The organism is Embleya australiensis (assembly GCF_051903075.1).
Lineage (GTDB): Bacteria > Actinomycetota > Actinomycetes > Streptomycetales > Streptomycetaceae > Embleya.
The window spans coordinates 165,722-184,030 of the sequence record NZ_CP182422.1 but is presented as its reverse complement, the minus strand read 5'-3'; the positions used below and the strand labels follow the sequence as shown (position 1 = coordinate 184,030).

Sequence of the window (18,309 nt, the reverse complement as noted above, 5' to 3'; positions counted from 1 at the left end):
GTCACCCGGCGCGGCGTCGCCGTAGTTCCTCCAGCCACCCCCGTACCTGCTCGTCGTCGTGCAGGTACGGCTCCTCGGGGCCCTGCCGCAGATCGATCCCGAACAGGAGCCCCAGCGCCCACCGGGACAGTTCGTCCCCAGCAAGCCTGTCGTCGACAACCCAGCGTTCGGCCCACCGGTCGGCTGCGTCCCGGCTCACGCGTCCCTCGACCACGGCAGCAAAGCACGCCTCGATCTCGTCCATGTCCGGCCGGCGATCACCACTCACGGACCCAACGTATCCGGCAACAGGGCAAGCGTTGCTTGACACGCCACCAGGTGTTGGCCGCCGACCCCGGGCTTTTCGTCTCGACGTGACGCATCCGACGGGCACCCACGACACGCACTCTCACCGGACGCGAACAGCCCGCAGGGGCGTTCGGTGCCACCAGCGCCCGTGCGGTCGGCCGGCTCCCGGTAGGCGAGGGCCGAGCGTTCGTGTCGGTGACCTACCACATCACCGGAAGCCGTTCCGGAATCCGCTTCATGAAACCTGTCCGCCAAACCAACTGCTCGACCGGAATGGCGAGTTCGAGGTCCGGCAGTCGGTCCAGCAGCGCCTCCAAGGCGATCCGGGCGTGGGCGCGTCCAAGTGCGGTGGCGGGACAGTAGTGCGAACCGGCGCCGAAGGAGACGTGGTCGGTGGCGTTGGTGCGTTCCAGGTCGAAGCGGTGGGGGTCCGGGAATGCCTCCGGGTCGAAGTTCGCGCCCTCGACCAGCACCAGAACCAACTCGCCCCGTTTGACGTCGACGTCGCCGAGCCGCACATCGGCGAGTGCGAGCCGGGGCAGGGCGTCACCGATGGACAGGTTGACCCGCAGCAGTTCCTCCACGCCTGCTTCGACCAGGTCGCGGCGCTCGCGCAGCAGGTCCCAGGTGGCGCGGTGGGTGAGGAGGTGGACCAGGGCCATGGTGAGAAAGCCGGAGGTGGAGACGGTGCCGGCGCCGAACATGGTGACGCCGACGGTGGCCAGCATCTCGTCGGTCACGTGCGCGTAGTCGGGGTCCTCGCGCAAGGTGGCGAGTTCGCCCATCAGGCCGGAGGTGGCGGGATCGTCCAGCAGGACGGTCATGCGGGCGATGTCGCGATCCCAGTTGACCTTCGCACCCGCGATCGGGCAGGCCGAGTTCATGAACGCGATGTCCAGGCTCCGCAGGAACCCCGGGCCCTCGCTCTGCGGGATTCCCAGGATGCGGCAGTGCAGGCCCGCGGAGTACGGCTCGCAGAACGCGCCGCGCAGATCGGCCGTGGGGCCGTCCTCCACGAGCCGGTCGAGGAGCCGCCCCGCCTCCTGACGCAGCCACCGCGTCAGCCCGGGCGCCTTCGGGTTCAGCGCCTTCATCACCGCCCTGCGCAGCCCCGCGCCGGTGATGTTGCCCATGTTGTTGACGACCTCGGGCGGGATCGTCAACGCGTACTGGCGGGGCACACCCGGGGCGGAGGTGTCCTTCAGCGAGAACCGGTCGTCGTCGAGGACCTGCTTGCACAGTCGGTACGAGGAGACCAGCCATGCCTGATCGCCGGCGATCGTGCGCACCCGTCGCACGGGGGTGGCCGCGCGCATCCGTGCCAGTTCGGCGGGGAGCCGGCTGCCGTTCCGGGAGAACGGGAAGTCCAGCAGGTCGTGGCCGCGGGCGGCCGCGGGCCCGGGGTTGGTGGTCGTGGTCATGCGCGGACTCCTTCGGCGGGGGTGACGATGGCGTGGCCCTGGTTGCGGGAGGCGCGCAGGCCCGCGCCCCGGGAGTACAGGAGTTCCGCGAGCGGAAGGAGCTGGTGGTAGCAGTTGAGCGAGGACGGCACGCCGATGATCGCGGGGGTGTCGAGGAACAGCGGCGCCTCGGCGCACACGTACTCCAGGCACACCGCGCGCTGCCGCTCGCTCGCCTCCTGCCCCCGCGCGAACAGGAACCGGCCCACCAGGTCGTCGCAGACCGCGCGTAGGCCGGAGTCGGTCTCCAGGCGACGCTTCAACTGCCGGTGGATCTCCTGGTAGGCGGTATTGCCGCGGAAGCCGGACACGGGCCGCCAGCGCAGCCGCGCCTGGGTCGGATCCGCGGCCGACGCGGCGTCGCGGACCTTCGCCCGCAGGCCCCGCAGGTTCTTCGCCGCCTTCCTGCGGGCGTCGTCGGGGTCGTATCCGCACGCCTCGTACATCTCGGCCACGTGGAGGTCTGTGTACACGAAGTCGACTCGGTCGTATTGGTCCAGACCCCAGGCGGCGAGGTCGTGCAGGCGTCGGGCGGAGAAGTAGCTGTTGCCGGGCGAGACGCCGATCACGGCGTGCGCGCCCTCGTCGTGGATGACTTCGCAGTGGCGCGTGTAGGGCGCCACCCGGAACGCGCCGGCCGTCGACGGGGATGCTGTGATCACACGCTGCTCCTCCATCGCGCGCTGCTGCCGGCGGGCCCCGCGCCCCCGGGTGTGACGCCGCGGCTTCGTTACTCAAACCACCACGAGCGGATACGGAAAGTGATCAAGGGGACTTTATCCGAAACGGCGCCTCGGCGAACGTGGCCGGCTTGGTGAAGCGCGTCGTGGCGGCCGGGCCGTCGCTGAGCCCTACCGCGCGTCGAGTCGTCAACACCGGTGGCGCGCTCCGGCACGCTTGGCGCCCTCGGCCCCACCGGACGCGCTACAGGAGGCAAACGCCGAACTCAGTGGCGCAACGTTGCCGACACGGCACTCGGCCACGGCGTCGACCGTGGCGTGGACCACCCGGAAGGGAAGCCCACCGGGACCCCGGCAGGCAACGATGCCTGGTACACCCGCGCACGAAAGCACAGAACGCCGTACACCGCGGCGCGACCGGATACCGGGATCCGCCCGAACCCCGCACATGCCGACCGACCGCGCTCGCATACCGCCAGGGTTTACCCGGTTCTCCTGCGCTCGTTGGATGCCGAGTGTGCTGCCGGGCGCCTAACGTGCCGTGGCCGGGACCGTTCGCGTACAGGGTGGCGAACAGCGTCCGGCGCCGAACGAGTCCGTGATTTCCTGGAGTTCAGTGTGTCCGAAGCGCAGCGTGACCTACCCGACACGCCTCGACCCGTATCCGCCCCGCCGCCTCCTGCGGCTTCGCCCACCCCGGCGTTTTCGCCCTATCCGCCCCCTGTCGGGCCAGGGGAGGTCGGCGGGCGGGAGCGTTCCGGCGCGTTTGCGGGTGGTCCGGTCGGGTGGATCGCACTGGTCGCGGCGGGCATCGTATCGACCGTGGTCGCCGCCTTGTTGATCAACGGCACGGACGGGGGCGGCGGACACGATCGCAAGGCGCTCCAGGATCCCGCCGGAGCGGGACCACCCGCGGCCGCGGAGCAACAGCCGATGCCGCCTTTCCCGTCGATCGACACCACGGGCCGGATGCCGTCGGAGAGCGCGAAGCCTGTGCGCACCGCCGACGTCCGGCCCTCGGCGCCGCCCGCGCCCGCGAAGGACGGCAGGTTCACGGCTCGACCCGACGACCCGACCACGTGGCCGGACGCGTGCGACATCGTCACCGCCGGCGACGTTCGGGAGGTCTTCCCCGAAGTGCGCGGCGTCGAAGTCGTCGGGACCGCCGACGCCCGCGGATTCCTCAAGAGCAAGGGGCCCGCGTTGCGCAGTACGACCTGCAAACTCACGCTGGACACACCTCGGGTGATCGACGCGTACAGCACGATCAGCCTGACCGTGGACATCGTGTCGATCGCCACCGGCGCCGAGATGACCCACGACTGGGACTTCACCGCCTCCGGCTCGCGCCGGCCCGCCGACTACCGGGAGCTGCCGCCGTCGGCAGGCGCGGATGCCGGCTACAGCGCGCAGACAGGCGTGCAGTTCCGCAAGGACGAGTTCATCGTCCGGATCACCCCTCTGGGCCACCTGTCCACGCCGGACGGGTACCCCCAACGCGGCTGGGAGGCCGACCTGTTGCCCCGACTCGTCCCCAAGGCCGCCGCCCGTCTGTGACCGACGGCGGGCAACGACGACGGAACGGCAACGGACCACCCACCGGACGCGACGTACGCCCGAGCGCCGGCAACCCGCCCGAAGCGCACGGAAACGACACCGAAGCGTTCACGCACACTCCTTGCCGCAGCCGATGCCGACGCCGGCGCACGTGCCTTTCGCCCAGTCAGCCCGGAGAAGCGCCGGCTTGTCATGGCCTGTTGCCGGTCGGCGCCGACGGTGCGGGACACCGGCGCCGAGGTGGCGCAGGCGGCGTAGATGGCCGTCGAGTCGGCGGGTTCCGCGGCCTGGGGCCGTCGTCCCATGCCCAGGAGGGCGAGCGTGTCGCCCAGGGTCTACGTATGTCTGTCACACCGTGAAGCTCCAGCGATCGGGGAAGTCGGCGAGACGGGCGATACGGGAAGTCGGCGAGATGCAAGCGGATTTCGCGCGTTGAACGTGCCGATGGGTGGTGTCGTCGCGAGGCCGGCGGTCGAGGTCGCATCCGCCTCGGGGTCCGGCCGCTTCCCCTCCCATCCCCGCGACCAGGGCCATGATGACGATCGTCGATCGTGTGAACGCCCCCGGGGCCGGCCTTTGGCGGCGGGCCGCCGTGTGTCGAACGGCTGGTGGGCGTCCGGTTCTTCGTCGAGGGCGGCGGCACCTCGATGGGGCTGCGTGCCGCTCCGGTCGGTCATCCCTCACCCTGGCTAGGGACGGCGCGAGGCCCCGTCACCGGAGTACGAACGGCGGACTCCCTGACGCTGGTCGCCGCCGACCGGGCGGCTGTGGTCGGTCCCGATCCGAGTGACTTGGAGCGTCGTGCATCTGTCGCGGGGCTACGGGGAGAACTTCCGCAACTTCGCCTCGCTGGAGATCGATCCGTTCCCGGCGCCCGCCGTGATCGTCGGCGAAACCAGATCGGCAAGAGCAACCTCCTGTCGCGCTGCGCCTGGTCCTGGACCCGGACCGGTCCGATCGATGGCGAGTGTCGACGCCCGGCGATATCCACGAGGGCTCCCGTACAACGCTCGCGGACGGTGCGGATGGCCCGGGCCGCGGGACGGTGCCGTCTTCACCGCCGGCGACAGTGAAGTCCATGTCTCGACGGTACATATGAATTCCCTGAAGGGCAGGTAAGGCTTTTCGGTCGCATTTGCGACTGCTTCAAGCCACCAGGGGTCTGCTCGGGTTCGGCTGGGTATCGTTGCTCGCGCAGGAGTCCGTCCAAGACAATCACGAACCGTGGGCCGGAGGCGAGCGAGGAGTGGGATGGGTGACGCTACCGAACGGTATTCCGCAGCCGGCCGCCCCATCACCGGTGGCGGGACGTATTCCCGAATCCGTGCTCTTTTCCGACGTCACCCCCAGGCGCTGATCGACATACGTGCGGGTCGACCTTCCAGCCCGAATCACCCGGCCGCGGTCATACCGCAAGAAGAACTCCCGGGTCGCTTCGAGAGCCCCGTGAGACCACACCACGGCACAGAGAAGGGAACAAGCCCATGGGGGCGTGGACATCCGTGTCGAGGCTGACGGTAACTCTCGAGAGCGGTCAGCAGGAGGGGCGGAATCCCGACAAAATCGGTGTGGTGATCAGCATCCAGCCGACCGACGACAACGGGGATGCCGTGGAGGTCGGCGACGAAACTCTGTACGAGAAGGTTCTTCTCGTCGACTTCGTCGATGCAAGTCTCCTCTCCTCGGATAAAAATCAACAGTGGCATTGGGTGCGGGACACCAAATTCAAATCGATCCCCGGCATGACACCACAAATCAAGTACCTCGTGTACCACAATTCGATGCCGGATCTACGGGTGAGGTCGTTCGGCGTCCGCGTCGAAACCTCGGATGGCAAGTACATCTACAGTTCGCAGAACGGCGCGTATCGAAGCTCCGTCCTGATGGAGGTGGGATCCTGACGGGGACGGCGGGGCGTCGGGAGCACGCGTGCCGGTACGCGTCCGCGGAGCGCGGCACACGCCTGGCGCGAGCGGGAGCGCAAGCATCCGCAGGCCCCGTCGGGACGACCCCGACGACGCCTCCGCAAAAGAGCGTGGCCGCCTATCGGAGCCGAGGGCCTCCCCGGACCTTCGCCGCCCTCGAAGAGGCGGACCTCGTTTTTCGAGACAACCGTTCCGAGCCCCGTCACAGTCACACACTCCACCACACAAAAGAAGCTCAGCGGTGTGGCCCGCCGAGTTTCATGAGCCCGGATCATTCGGGCAAATATCGTAATGCAACGGGTCGGTGTGTCACCTTTCCTGCCCTCGCGGAAGGGCGGTGACGCCTTGACTGGCCCGTCTGGCTTCATCTCGTGAACTCTCTCCCGTAGCGCACACATCAGGAGGAGAAATGGCACAAACAATTTACGGCACGGTCAATGCGGACGGCACCACGAGGGATGGCACAGGGTTCACCTCGAGCAAGGATGGAGAAGGGTACTACTCCATCGAGTTCGACAACCACTTCGAAACGATCCCGGTCGTCGTCGCGAGTGCCGTCGACGACGGACCCAGCTGGAACGCAAACCCGTCTGCCGCCGGCCGGGGCAATGTGAAGATCGGGACAGGCGGGGGGAAGATGAGGAGTCTGGCCTTCTCCTTCATTGCCATGGGCTGATCCTCGGACCGGACCGGACAGGTCATCCGAGAGTCGATGACCTCGCAATCGGGCAATCGGTGAAAACATAATCGGATACCTCTGACGCAGCGTGTGACGCGACAGCTGTCACGCGCTCGTCAGGGGATCGATGGCGGTCGAAAACATGAAAGATCGCCGCCGCGTTTGTGTGGGGGTGCGGCGGTCTCCGAAGATGCGTCAAGGCATTGCCCACCACAGCCTCGACGTCGTCACACGGATGATTGCGACCCGGCCGGACACGGAACCGCACCCGCAGCCACGCCCTGCGCGTTGACCGACCGAGCGGACATCGCACAACGCCCCACCGGATTCTTCGCCCCCGCGCCACCGGCGCCCCGCACACGATGAAGCGGCCCGAGGTACCGGATGCTCGCGGCACCCTTTCCGCCAACCCCCCCGCCCCGGCCCGGCACCCCCCCCGCGAGCTGCGCAGCCAGGCCGCCGGCCAGTGCCCGCCGCAGGTCCAGGCGTGTCCCGGGGCACACAGGCCCCCGTCCAGTCCCCTGTGTTCGACCTTTCGTCGGGAGTCGTGCATGCCCTCGAGCCCCACGTTCTTCACGCAGGCCACCAACTTCACCAGCGCGGTGTCCGGGGGAGTCGATCCCCGTACGGGCCTGTTCAATGCCCACATCGGCCTCGGCCACCTCATCGGGAACCGAAACCTCGGCCCGTCCCTGCCGCTGACGCTGGCCTACTCGCCGCTCACCACGACCGACGCCGGTTTCGGCATCGGCTTCTCCCTGGGACTGACCACCTACGACTCCGCCCCCGACAACCGTCTGCTCGCCCTGTCCACCGGCGAGCAGTACAAGGTCCGCGACAGCGACACGCAACTCGTCCTGGAGCAGCACAAACTCGACACCCTTCGCGTCGCCAAGAGCGACGACTGGTACCGGATCGTCCACAAGAGCGGGGATGTGGAGTATCTGACCGGTCCCCGGAACGCGTTCGATACCAAGGTCCCGACCGCGCTGCTGACGCCGGCCGGTCACCGCCTCGACCTGGGCTGGGACTTCCACGCCGAGCAGCCGCGGCTGAAGACGGTCCGGGACGAGACCGACCAGCTGCTGAGCGTGGACTACGACACCAGCGGCTCCAAGGCGACGCTGCGTATCCTGCCGAACGCCGGCGACGGTGTCCGGCCCGAGGGCTACGAGATCGTCCTCATGTTCATGAACGACCTGCTCGCCACCGTACGCCACCACGGACCCGGCCGGGACGCGGCCCCGCTGGAATGGCAACTCGCATACACCGCCGTACGGGGGGACTGGGGACACTGGCTCACCAAGGTGACCATGCCGGGAGGCATGACCGAGGAGGCCACCTACTGCGACGACGGGAACGGCCACCAGTTCCCCGCCCCCGCCCCACTGCGGCCCCTCCCCTATGTGATCCGGTCCGTCCGAACACCCGGCGGAGGACAGAAGCAGATCAGGGCGAGCTACGAATACGACACCCGGAACTTCCTCGGAGGCCCCCGAAACTCCGGCGTGACCTGGCATCCGGACGAGGAGGGCCTCTACGACGTCCTGACCGACTACACCTACGGGTCCACGGAGACCCGGGAATGCGGTGGGCAGACGACGACCATCACCCGCCGCTACAACCGATATCACCTGAACACCGAGGAAACCACGCGGCGGAACGGCCGCTCCCACAGCGTGGCGACCGAGTATCACGCGGTGACCGGGCGGGCCTTCGACCGGCAGCCCGCCCAGTTCCAGCTGCCGAAAACGCACACGGTCACCTGGACCGGTCCCGCCGGCCCGAACAACGCGCGCAGCGAGGTGACGCGGACCGACTTCGACACATTCGGCAACCCCCGGAGCCGGACCGATCCCGACGGCACCGTCACCACATGGACGTACTACAGCGCGAACGGTGAGGGCGACGACTGCCCGGCCGAGCCCAACGGGTTCACCCGCCTGCTCGAGAACGTCACCCGCACACCGCCGAACACCGGATTCGACGCCCCCGCCCACACGACGTCCTACCGCTACCGGCGGTTCGCGGCGGTACCCGGCTCGGGAATCGGCGAGGTGGTCCTGAAGTCCTCGGAGCGGCATCTCGCCGACGGCCGGCTCCTGACGACGAAGGCATTCACCTACACCACCTCGGGCGCGGAACTCGGCCGCATCACCCGCCTGACGGAGACCACCCACCCGGAGGGCGAAAGCGGCCCGTCGTTCGCGGCGATCCACGACTTCGCCTTCTCGGTGGACGAGAACACGCTGCTCCAGACGCACACGCTGACGGCCCACGACGGGCTCGCACTCACGCGCTCCCAGGCGCGTTCGCGGTTCACCGGACGCCTGTGGTCCGCGACCGACGCGCACAAGACCGTCACGACGATGACCTACGACGGTCTCGGCCGCCTGCTGACCCGCACCGACAACACCGGCGACACCACGTACGAGACGACCGCGAAGGTCACTCACGAGACCGGCGGCACCGCGCCGTTCGTCGTGACGTCCACGGACCCGGCAGGCAACGAACTGCGGGCAAGCCTGGACGGCATGGGCCGGCCGATCCTGTACGAGCGCAAGGACACCGACGGCGACGGCACCTGGTATACCGTCCGAACGCTGACCTACGACGAACAGGGCCGCCTGTCGTCGGCGACCACGGTGGACCACGCACGCGACGCCGGGGAGTCGCAACTGACCCGGACGTTCTCCTACGACGACTGGGGCCGGCCGTCGACCACGGCCTTCACCGACGGCGCTCGCCATCTCACCGTGACCGACCCGGTCGAGCGGACGAGCACCGTGCAACTGCACGACCCCGCGGGCCCGGTCACCGGACGGCAGGTGACCACCTACGACACACGGCACCGACCGGTGAGCGTGCAACGGTTCGACCTGCGGAACACCCCCGCCGGAACACGGTCGATGGAGTACGACGGCCTGGGCCGACTACGCCGCACGACAGACGAACAGGGCAACACCACCCGCCACGACTACGACCTCCGGGACCGGCCCACCACCACCACACTCCCCGACGACACGACGATCACCCGCACCTACGCCCCGTCGTCCCCGGCCGCACTGACCACCGCGATCGAACTCGACCACACCCCCTACGGCACCCAGACCTTCGACGGTCTCGACAGACGCACCGGCAAAACCGTGGGTCGACGCTCCTGGACCCACGGCTACGCGGCGGACGAAGACCCCTTTCCCTCCACGGTCACCGCCCCCGACGGGCAGACCACCACCTACCGGTACATCCCCCAACTCGACAACGCCCTGGCCCAGGTCACGACCGGCTCGATCACCCGGACGTACACGCCCGACCCGGTCACCGGCCGACTGGTCACCGCCCACGAGGGCGAGGCCACGATCACCCGCGACTACTTCCCCTCGCGCCGACTGCGCACCGACACGATCGCGCTCGTCGGCCGGGACGACCGCCACGCGCGATGGAGCTACACCGTGGGCGGCCTCGTGCAGAGCTACACGGGGGTGGACGGCGCCACCGAGACCATCACCCGCGACGCCTTCGGCAGGACCTGCCGGATCGAAGACCCGGCCGTCGTGGCGACGCCGACCTACGACAGCGCCGGTCGCGCGACCGGGTGGACGGCCACGGACAAGCAGTCGCAGCACACCCTGACCACCGCGCTGGAGTTGGACGATTTCGGCCGCGAGGTGAAACGCACCCTCACCGACAGCGGGGGCACCACCTGGACGCTTACCCAGACCTGGCAGAACAACGACCTCCTCGCCGGCAGGACCCTCACCCGCGGGGACACGACGCTGCGCAGGGAAACCTTCTCCTACACCAGCCGCAACCAGCTCTCCGACTACGCCTGCACCGAAGGCTCACCGCCCACGGACGAGCGCGGCAACCCCGTCGGCCGTCAGAGCTTCACCTACGACGCCTACGGCAACCTCACCCGCCGCGACAGCACCTTCGCCACCGGCTCGGACACCACCACCCACCTGTACGGCAACCGCAACGACCCCTGTCAACTGACCGGCATCCGCCACACCCACCCCTCCTTCCCCTCCACGATCGACCTGCGCTACGACGACGCCGGGCGCCTGATCACCGACGACGCCGGCCGCACCCTGACCTATGACCCCCTGGGCCGTCTGCAGGCGGCGGGCACGGCGGCCCGCTTCGGATACGACCCGCTGGACCGGCTGCTGACCCAGACGACGGACGGCACCACCAGCACGCTGTACTACCGTCGGGGACGGCTCACGGCCGTGCTCGACGCCGGCCGGCAAACCCGCCTGCTGACGCTCGGCGCGACCTGCCTGGCCCAGCATCGCACCACCGCGGATCGAAGCGAGACCCTGCTCCTGGGCACGGACGCCAACGGCACCGTGCTGACCTCCACCACAGGCGACAGCGCCCGGGAATACGCCTACACCGCCCACGGAAACCGCCCCACCGAGGAAACCGACAGCGTCCTGGGGTACAACCGCCAACGCAGCGACCCGGCGACCGGCTGGTACCACCTCGGCAACGGCTACCGCGCCTACAACCCCGTGCTCATGCGGTTCAACACCCCCGACTCACTCAGCCCCTTCGGCGCCGGCGGCATCAACCCCTACGCCTACTGCGCGGGCGACCCCGTCAACCGCACCGACCCCACCGGACACCTCAGCTGGGGAGCATGGGTGAGCATCGGTGTAGGTGTGCTGGGCGTGGGCCTGGCCATAGTCACCGGCGGCGCCTCCATCGCCGCGGCCGGCAGCGTCGCGGCCGCCGTGAGCGCCGCCTCCGCCGCCGAACTCGCCGTCGGTGCCCTCGGCGTCGTCTCCGACATCACCGGCATCGCCGGCGGAGCACTGGAAGAAGCGTCCCCCAAGGCGTCCTCCATCCTCGGATACGTCTCCATGGGCACCGGCCTCGCCGCGGGCGCGGGCGGCGCACGCCTCGGCGCCGCCGCCGAACGAGGCGCGTCCCGACTGGCCAAGGAGGCTCCGGTCTCTTCCGACATCGTGGAGTCGCAACACTCCTTCACCGGGGCCGCCGAGCCCGGACCCAACCACACGCAACCGCCCACGGCGCGCGGATCCGCACCCGACGCGGAAGGCCCACACGCCGAGCCCACGGACCACCCCGACGCGCCGTCCGTTCGGGAAGCCGGTGTCCAGACCGACCTGGTGGGACCGCCCGAGCAGACTCTCTTCCACTACACGGGCCCGGGCGCGCATCGGCAAATCCTCGAATCCCGCAGCCTGCGGCCCTCCCTGGAGGGCGGCAGACCAGGAAACACGCATTACGGCGAAGGACAGTATCTGTCGAACCTTCGGCCGGAGGAATCCACCCTCGTCGACCGCTCACGAGCCTTCGTACGGAACCGCCACCGCGGCAACTGGTTCACCCACCACGTGGAGATCGACACGACCGGCCTGAACGTATTGCACCCGGGACTGAACGAAGTGCCGCCTCGGCCGCACGTGCAGATGATCCCCGGCACGCAACCCCTCGACCTGGCGTTCCGCGTCATGAATCTTTCGGACCCGACCATGGTGGTCAGGGCCCCCCAACCGTAAAGGTTCGCCGGGGCCACCCGGCGAGTCGCGACCCCGACCGCGCACGGGCGGTCGGGGCCGTTCGGGTGTCCGTGTCGCGGAGCACAGCCCGCACAACTCGAACCCACTCCCCGACACGGGTCGAATACGGCGTACCGGCAACACAGGCCGCCAACCCCCGGATCGACGCCTCCGCCTCGCCGATCCGTTCGACGTCGACGGTCGACGGCGGCCGGCGTCGTCCACCGATCACCACCGCCCGCCGCCGTGCCGAACCGCTCGGCGAGTGCGTCAGGGGCGAAGGTGTTCGAAGGTGGATTCGGGCTCGGCGAAAGGGCCGGCCCGGGGGGCCGTCGGATCGGCTGCGAGAGGTGTCCCGCGGATCTTTTCGGCGTGGAGTTCGGCGTTGTCGACGGGGACGTAGGCCAGTTCCGCCGGGTCGGGGAGTTCCCAGAAGCGGCGCGTGTTGGCGGAGACGGCGTACGTCGTCACGAAGCGGTGGAGCGCGGTGCGGTCAGCGCGGCGCGGAAGTAGCCGACGGCGTCGCGTGGGCTCAACCAGGTCGCCAGGTGCCGGGGTTCGGCGGGCGCGGGTACGAAACTGCCGATGCGCAGGCAGACCACGGACAGACCGAACTTGTCGGCGTACAGCCGTCCGAGCGCCTCCACGGCCACCTTGCTCACCCCGTAGAGGCCGTCGGGGCGTACCGGATCCCGTGGTTGCTGCTCGCCAGAACCACCCGCTCGATTCCCGCGCGTCGCGCCGCCTCCAGGACCTGGGCGCGGACCCCGGGTCGGCGCGTTCGACGCGCCGCGAGGAGCGCGACGGCCCCGACCTGCTGAGTGTGCATTCCCTGGGCGGAGATTGGTTGTTGGCCTTCGAACCCAACGGGTTCGAGGGTTTCGTGGACCTCCTGCACGAGTTGTCCGTGGGGACGGAAGTGGTCGTGTTCAACCGGAACGTCCTGGCCCACTGCCGTTTCCGGCACGTCGTCGACGGCGCAACCTGGACGTATTTCGGCGAGTTCGAGCTGACCAACGATCCGGCCTCCACCCCGACCGGCTGAACGATGCCATGCGGCGCATCGGACTCGACCCCGACGACGACCACGACGAGGACGGCATGCCCGTCGGCGGCGAGGACCCGGAGTTCGCGGGCCGGGATGAACCGGTTCTCCCGCGCGCCGAGCGGGGACGGCTGACGCTCGATCGAGCGGAAGCCGGTTTCGGTCATGCCGGGGCGAGTGTGCGGACCATCTCGGTGTACACGTCCCCGTACCTCGTCCGGGCCCGCAACAGGGCCGGCATCGCCGAGGCCGTGCTCGGCGTACTCGTGCAGCTGTCATCCCCCATCGCCGACCACCGCCCCTGCCACAGAGCCCACTTACACCGACCGTGACCTCCCGGTGAGGGCGTCGTGCTCGAAGCGCGCGGGTCCGCGTCGGAGTTCGTGGTCCCGGACGGCCGGCTCGTTGCGATTGTTCACCCGACAGGGGTCACCGACCGGCCACGGAGCGTGCCCGCGATGTGGTGGGATTGAACCGGCCCACACCCGTCACCGACGACGAAGGATCCTCATCATGGCGACCACGCGCACCGCACACACCGAGTGGGAGGGCAACCTCCTCGACGGGAAGGGGCTCGTCACCTTCGACTCCTCCGGCATCGGCGAATTTCCCGTCACGTGGCCCTCGCGCGCCGAGACCGCGAACGGCAGGACCAGCCCCGAGGAGTTGATCGCCGGCGCCCACTCCGCCTGCTTCTCCATGGCACTCGCCCACGGCCTGACCGGCGCCGGTACCCCGCCCACCAAGCTGGAGAGCAAGGCCGACGTCACCTTCCAGCCGGGCACCGGCATCACCGGCATCCACCTGACCGTCGTCGGTACGGTGCCGGGTCTGGACGAGGCGGGCTTCGTGAAGGCCGCCGAGGACGCCAAGGCCAACTGCCCCGTCAGCCAGGCCCTCACCGGAACCACCATCACCCTCACCGCCGAACTCGCCTGAACTCCCGCCCCGCCCGCCACACCCGGGCCGGAGGCCGCCGCGCCCCGCAGCGCGGCGGCCTCGGGCACGCACGCTCAGGACCACCCGCACTCCCGGACCGGTTGCCTGGTCCGGGCCGCGCCTCGCCGATGGTCAGGCGATGGCGCAGCGGGTGGCGAGTGTGTGTCGTTCGGGGGTGGTGCGCCCGCCGACGAGGAGCCCGGTGACGAGGGCGTGGGCGGCGATGTCGGTGAAGTAGCGGCAGCGGCGCTCCACCGTGGGCAGGGTCGCGGGCGTGATGGTGCAACAAGACCCGGCGTCCGCGCCGAGGCCGGATCGCCCGGGACGTCGCGGGACCATTCCGTTGTGGGCGACCGATCCACGGAGCCGCAACCGCTGTGGATCGGTCCCCACTCGGCAGGTCCGGCCGCGGGCCGGCGTCCCCGTGCCGTCGCGAAGGGGCCGACCGGTAGGGGGTTACGTGTGGGGGCGGCCCGGAGGTTGGGACGTAGGGCGTCGGGGTCGGCGTGTTGCCCTGCGGTGGGTCATGCGGCCTGTTCGCCTTCCGAGCGGGTGTGGCGGCGGGCGCGGCGGCGTCGTGCGAGGCGGCGGGCGGCCGAGGGGGCGAAGGCGGCGGCGAGTGCGGAGGGCAGGCCGGCCGCGAGGCCGATGGTGGCCTGTTCGAGGAGCAGTCGGACGAAGGTCATGGCGTCCCTCCGAGGGTTGCGGGCGGTTCCCGGTGGCGAGTGCCTCCGGTGTTTCCTTGATAGGCGGGCGCCGCCGCAGGACCGTGCATCCTGCGCGAAGTCGCCTCGCACCTGCGCAAGTTGGGGGAATGACGAGTGAGGGCGCGGAGGCGGCTCTAGGCTCGTGGGCGGGGTTGGGGGCGCAAGTTGCGGCGCAACACCGGGGGAGGGGTGCGCCGTGGCGGATCTGGAGGACGTGGACACGCCGGAGGGTTTCACCGCGGTGTTGGCGGCGCTGCTGGACGAGGCGCTGCGCACGCGATCGGCGGCTTCGTTGGCGAGGTCCGCGGGCATCGCCGAGAACAGCATCGCGAACTGGCGGGCCGGCGCGATTCCCCAGGCCGGCCCGTTGGACGAACTGCTGTCCTCGTGCCGGGTCCCGACCGAGCGTGCCAGGCTCTGGCAGCAGGCCCGCACCCGTGCCGCGCAGGCCCGCAACGCCCGCCGTGTCGACGCGCCGCACGGTCGCGGCCGACTGGGAGGCAACCACCTCCTCGCGGGCTTCGCCGGCCCCCCGGCGTGGATCGCGGTCTTCGGTCGGCCCCCCTTCCGTCTGTACATCGGCACGGCGGCGGGGGAGGAGGCCGTCGTGGACCTGGAGACCGGGGACCGGCTCGCGGACACCTCCTGGACGGACCGGCGCGCCGCGGCGCAGCGCCAGGTCGGCGAGCGCGGGTACGTCCAGGTCGACCGTGACGGCTCCGTCGCCGTGTGGGTGACGCTGCCCGACGGGAACGGGAGGGTGGAGGTCCGCAGCCCCTGGGTCGACGAGCGGGACTACGAGACGATCACCTGCACCGCGGTGGTACAGCCCGGCGACACGCTCACCCCGATCGCGTATTCGTCGGACCGGCGGTGCCGGGCCTTCGCGATCGGCGGCACCCTGTTCGTGTACCGCGGGCAAGCCCTCGCGGAGGCCCGGAGCCCGTATGCACAAAACGTGCCGAATCCACGCGACAGCTATCCGCCTTCGCGGCCGGAGCAGATCTCACACGTCGTGGTGGCGCCGGACGGCGACCTGATCGTGACCGTCTCGGAGGTCTCCGGAGTGGACCTGTGGGACCCGGCCTCCCTGCGCGTGGTCGGCAAGCCCTTCGCGGTCCCCGGCCGGGTCGAGGCGGTGGAACTGTCCCCGGACGGGACGGTGCTCGCCGTGGCCTCGGGCGGTGCCGTGCACCTGTTCGACCCCTACGGTCTGCGCGACCGGAGCGGCCGACCGCTCGACGGCCACACCGGCGAGGTCCGGCTCATGCGTTTCTCCCCGGACGGCACACTCCTGGCGACCAGCGGCATCCACGGCGGCGTGCGCCTGTGGGATCCGGCCACCGGCCGCCCGATCACGGACCGCCTGGCCCACGACCCCGACACCGTCCTGCGCTTCGCGTTCTCCCCCGACGGCACCCGGTTCGCCGTCGCCGAGACCGCCGGGATCCGCGTCCACACCCTGCACCCGAAGACCTGACGCCTCCCCACCCTGCACCCGAAGACCTGACGCCTCCCCACCGGCGACAACCCGTCCCCGCCACCAGACATCACCACCGGCCGCACCGACACCACCACGGCGCGGCGGGGAGACCCTGTGCGACCTGGCGTACGCCTCGGTGCGGATCCTTCCCGAGGGGCGCCAGAAGCGGGCTGTTGCGGGCGGTGCGGTGCTGGTTGTACGCGACCGTGTCGCGGGCATGAGGCTCAGCGTCCTCGGCGAAACGTGCACCGAGGGCAGGCGACCCCTCGGGAGCCTCGCACCACCAGCGCGGGCGGCCAGGCTGCCTCCAGTTCCGTGCGCTGCCCGCAGCTGCGGCACGCTCCGCCCCGCCCTACCTCGGCCACCTACACCAGCGGTGGAACGAGGGCCGCACCGACGGCGCCGTCCTCCGCGCGGAGATCCGGCAGCTCGCGTATCGGGGCGCCACGCGAACCGTCCGGCCACACCCACCGTACGCCTGGCCGCCCGGTGACTCGCCCGGACTGCTTGCGGTCGGGGCATCGTCCGACGGCCGTCAAGACATCTGTCCCGACGGCGTCGACGGGCGCGGTGAGGGAAGGGGGAAGGGATCAAGGCTGCTCTGCTCGCAGCGTGCCGGTGGCCGGGCGGGAGGAACGTTTTCGTGGACGACGACCAGGACACGCGATGTGGGCGAATGTTGTCCGGCCTGCTGGAGGCCAGCCATTTGATGCCGCTCGAGGATTTGCCGGCGGCGGTGAACGAGTACGCAAGGGGCGCGGGCTTCACCCGGGTGCTCGTCTACCTCGCCGATGTGCAGCGTGAGGCGCTGCAACTGCTGACCCGCGACGACCCGACCACCGACCCGGACACCGCGAGTGCGGAGACGAGGATGCGGATCGACGGCACCGTGGCGGGCCGGACGTACCAACTCGGCAAGGTCTTGTCGGCGACTCCGAACGACCCGGCGCGCGGGCCGTGGTGGGTGCCGTTGGTCGACGGTGTCGAGCGCCTGGGCGTGCTGCAGGTGAGCACCGAAGCCACCGGAGAGCACCGGCGTACCCGACAGGACGTGCACGCGCTGGCCGCGCTGATCGCGCTGCTGGTCGCGAGCAAGCGGTCCACCAGCGACTTCCACGCGCGCCTGACCCGCACCCGACCGATGGACATCGCCGCCGAGATGCAGTGGCACCTGATGCCGCCGGCCACCTACGCCGACGGCCGCGTGGTCGTCTCCGGCGTGATGGAACCGGCCTACCGGATCAGCGGCGACGCCTTCGACTACGCCCTCGCCGGACCCGTGCTGCACCTGTCGCTGTTCGACGCCATGGGCCACGACACCGCCGCCGGGATCACCGCCAACCTCGCCATGGGCGCCTGCCGCGCCACCCGGCGCCGCGGGGCCACCCTGATCGAACTCGGCGAAGCCGTCGAGAACGCCATCGTCGAACAGTTCGGGACCACCCGCTACGCCACCGGCATCCTCGCCGACCTCGACACCGACACCGGCGTACTGACCTGGATCAACCGCGGCCACCACCCACCCGTGATCATCCGCGGCGGACGCTGGATCACCCTGCTGCACTGCCCGCCCGGACACCCCATGGGCACCGCACTGGGCCTGGAGACCACGCTGTGCCGAGAGCAATTGCAGCGCGGCGACCGCCTGGTCCTGTACACCGACGGCATCACCGAGGCCCGCCGCCCCGGCGGCCCCGAATTCGGCCTGCACCGCTTCCTCGACTTCCTCGTCCGCCACCACGCCGACGGCCTTCCCGTGCCCGAGACCTTGCGCCGTTTGGTTCGAGCGGTCATGGACCACCACCACGGACACCTGGGCGACGACGCGACCGTGCTGCTGTGCGAATGGATCGGCCCGGGCTCCCGGCCCGACCCGGAGGTCGCCGCGCTCGTGGGCCTCCCGCGCTGACGCAGGGGACACCCGATCCGCGGGCGAAGCGACGCCCCGTATGCGGACGCCGGAGTGCTCGCGGGCCCGGGCTGTGGGACGCGGGGACAGGGCCGTCTCCTCGTCC

General features: G+C 70.1%; 16 protein-coding genes. 9 read left to right on the top strand and 7 right to left on the bottom strand.

All coding sequences use genetic code 11. The features are described 5' to 3' along the window. Position 1 precedes the first annotated feature (1 nt). From ACMXN5_RS00800 to ACMXN5_RS00790, 3 genes are all read right to left on the bottom strand, one after another. The gene (locus ACMXN5_RS00800; RefSeq protein WP_439673495.1) at positions 2–268 is read right to left on the bottom strand and encodes a hypothetical protein; all 267 of its coding nucleotides are present in this window, start codon (positions 266–268) and stop codon (positions 2–4) included. 220 nt (positions 269–488) lie between these two features. Further along, positions 489–1,709, bottom strand: coding sequence for a cytochrome P450 (locus tag ACMXN5_RS00795; protein WP_439673494.1), 1,221 nt, complete (start codon positions 1,707–1,709; stop codon positions 489–491). Then, positions 1,706–2,410, bottom strand: a complete 705-nt coding sequence (locus ACMXN5_RS00790) for a tRNA-dependent cyclodipeptide synthase (protein ID WP_439673493.1) — start codon at positions 2,408–2,410, stop codon at positions 1,706–1,708. Before ACMXN5_RS00790 ends, ACMXN5_RS00795 begins: the two co-directional genes overlap by 4 nt. A gap of 840 nt (positions 2,411–3,250) precedes the next feature. Here ACMXN5_RS00790 and ACMXN5_RS00785 point away from each other — a divergent pair. From ACMXN5_RS00785 to ACMXN5_RS00770, 4 genes are all read left to right on the top strand, one after another. Further along, complete coding sequence (locus ACMXN5_RS00785) at positions 3,251–3,985, top strand: hypothetical protein (protein ID WP_439673492.1); 735 nt, start codon at positions 3,251–3,253, stop codon at positions 3,983–3,985. Between the two features lie 1,571 nt (positions 3,986–5,556). After that, positions 5,557–5,886, top strand: coding sequence for a hypothetical protein (locus tag ACMXN5_RS00780; protein ID WP_439673491.1), 330 nt, complete (start codon positions 5,557–5,559; stop codon positions 5,884–5,886). A gap of 433 nt (positions 5,887–6,319) precedes the next feature. Continuing rightward, positions 6,320–6,586: a hypothetical protein gene (locus tag ACMXN5_RS00775; protein ID WP_439673490.1), complete on the top strand. Its 267-nt coding sequence runs from the start codon at positions 6,320–6,322 to the stop codon at positions 6,584–6,586. A 554-nt stretch (positions 6,587–7,140) separates the two neighbouring features. Next, positions 7,141–12,120, top strand: coding sequence for an RHS repeat-associated core domain-containing protein (locus ACMXN5_RS00770; RefSeq protein ID WP_439673489.1), 4,980 nt, complete (start codon positions 7,141–7,143; stop codon positions 12,118–12,120). A gap of 270 nt (positions 12,121–12,390) precedes the next feature. Here ACMXN5_RS00770 and ACMXN5_RS00765 read toward each other — a convergent pair whose 3' ends face one another. Both ACMXN5_RS00765 and ACMXN5_RS00760 read right to left on the bottom strand, forming a co-directional pair. After that, positions 12,391–12,591, bottom strand: coding sequence for a hypothetical protein (locus ACMXN5_RS00765; protein WP_439673488.1), 201 nt, complete (start codon positions 12,589–12,591; stop codon positions 12,391–12,393). Beyond that, on the bottom strand, positions 12,588–12,782 hold the full coding sequence (locus tag ACMXN5_RS00760) for a hypothetical protein (protein WP_439673487.1): 195 nt from the start codon (positions 12,780–12,782) through the stop codon (positions 12,588–12,590). The genes ACMXN5_RS00765 and ACMXN5_RS00760 overlap by 4 nt, the downstream gene beginning before the upstream one ends. A gap of 32 nt (positions 12,783–12,814) precedes the next feature. Between ACMXN5_RS00760 and ACMXN5_RS00755 the strand changes: the two genes are divergently transcribed. From ACMXN5_RS00755 to ACMXN5_RS00745, 3 genes are all read left to right on the top strand, one after another. Further along, positions 12,815–13,165 (top strand): DUF6461 domain-containing protein, encoded by a 351-nt coding sequence (locus tag ACMXN5_RS00755; protein WP_439673486.1) that lies wholly within the window; start codon positions 12,815–12,817, stop codon positions 13,163–13,165. An 8-nt stretch (positions 13,166–13,173) separates the two neighbouring features. Further along, the gene (locus tag ACMXN5_RS00750) at positions 13,174–13,497 is read left to right on the top strand and encodes a hypothetical protein (protein ID WP_439673485.1); all 324 of its coding nucleotides are present in this window, start codon (positions 13,174–13,176) and stop codon (positions 13,495–13,497) included. A 181-nt stretch (positions 13,498–13,678) separates the two neighbouring features. Beyond that, positions 13,679–14,104, top strand: a complete 426-nt coding sequence (locus tag ACMXN5_RS00745; protein ID WP_439673484.1) for an OsmC family protein — start codon at positions 13,679–13,681, stop codon at positions 14,102–14,104. 132 nt (positions 14,105–14,236) lie between these two features. Here the strand turns inward: ACMXN5_RS00745 and ACMXN5_RS00740 are convergent, their stop codons facing one another. Both ACMXN5_RS00740 and ACMXN5_RS00735 read right to left on the bottom strand, forming a co-directional pair. After that, complete coding sequence (locus ACMXN5_RS00740; protein ID WP_439673483.1) at positions 14,237–14,359, bottom strand: hypothetical protein; 123 nt, start codon at positions 14,357–14,359, stop codon at positions 14,237–14,239. Between the two features lie 269 nt (positions 14,360–14,628). Then, on the bottom strand, positions 14,629–14,790 hold the full coding sequence (locus tag ACMXN5_RS00735; RefSeq protein WP_439673482.1) for a hypothetical protein: 162 nt from the start codon (positions 14,788–14,790) through the stop codon (positions 14,629–14,631). A gap of 217 nt (positions 14,791–15,007) precedes the next feature. On the opposite strand from ACMXN5_RS00735, the gene ACMXN5_RS00730 reads away from it, so the two are divergent. Both ACMXN5_RS00730 and ACMXN5_RS00725 read left to right on the top strand, forming a co-directional pair. Beyond that, positions 15,008–16,291 carry a WD40 repeat domain-containing protein gene (locus tag ACMXN5_RS00730; protein ID WP_439673481.1) on the top strand — a complete coding sequence of 428 codons (1,284 nt, stop codon included), beginning with the start codon at positions 15,008–15,010 and terminating at the stop codon, positions 16,289–16,291. A gap of 646 nt (positions 16,292–16,937) precedes the next feature. After that, on the top strand, positions 16,938–18,203 hold the full coding sequence (locus tag ACMXN5_RS00725; RefSeq protein WP_439673480.1) for a PP2C family protein-serine/threonine phosphatase: 1,266 nt from the start codon (positions 16,938–16,940) through the stop codon (positions 18,201–18,203). The last annotated feature ends 106 nt before the right edge of the window (positions 18,204–18,309 follow it).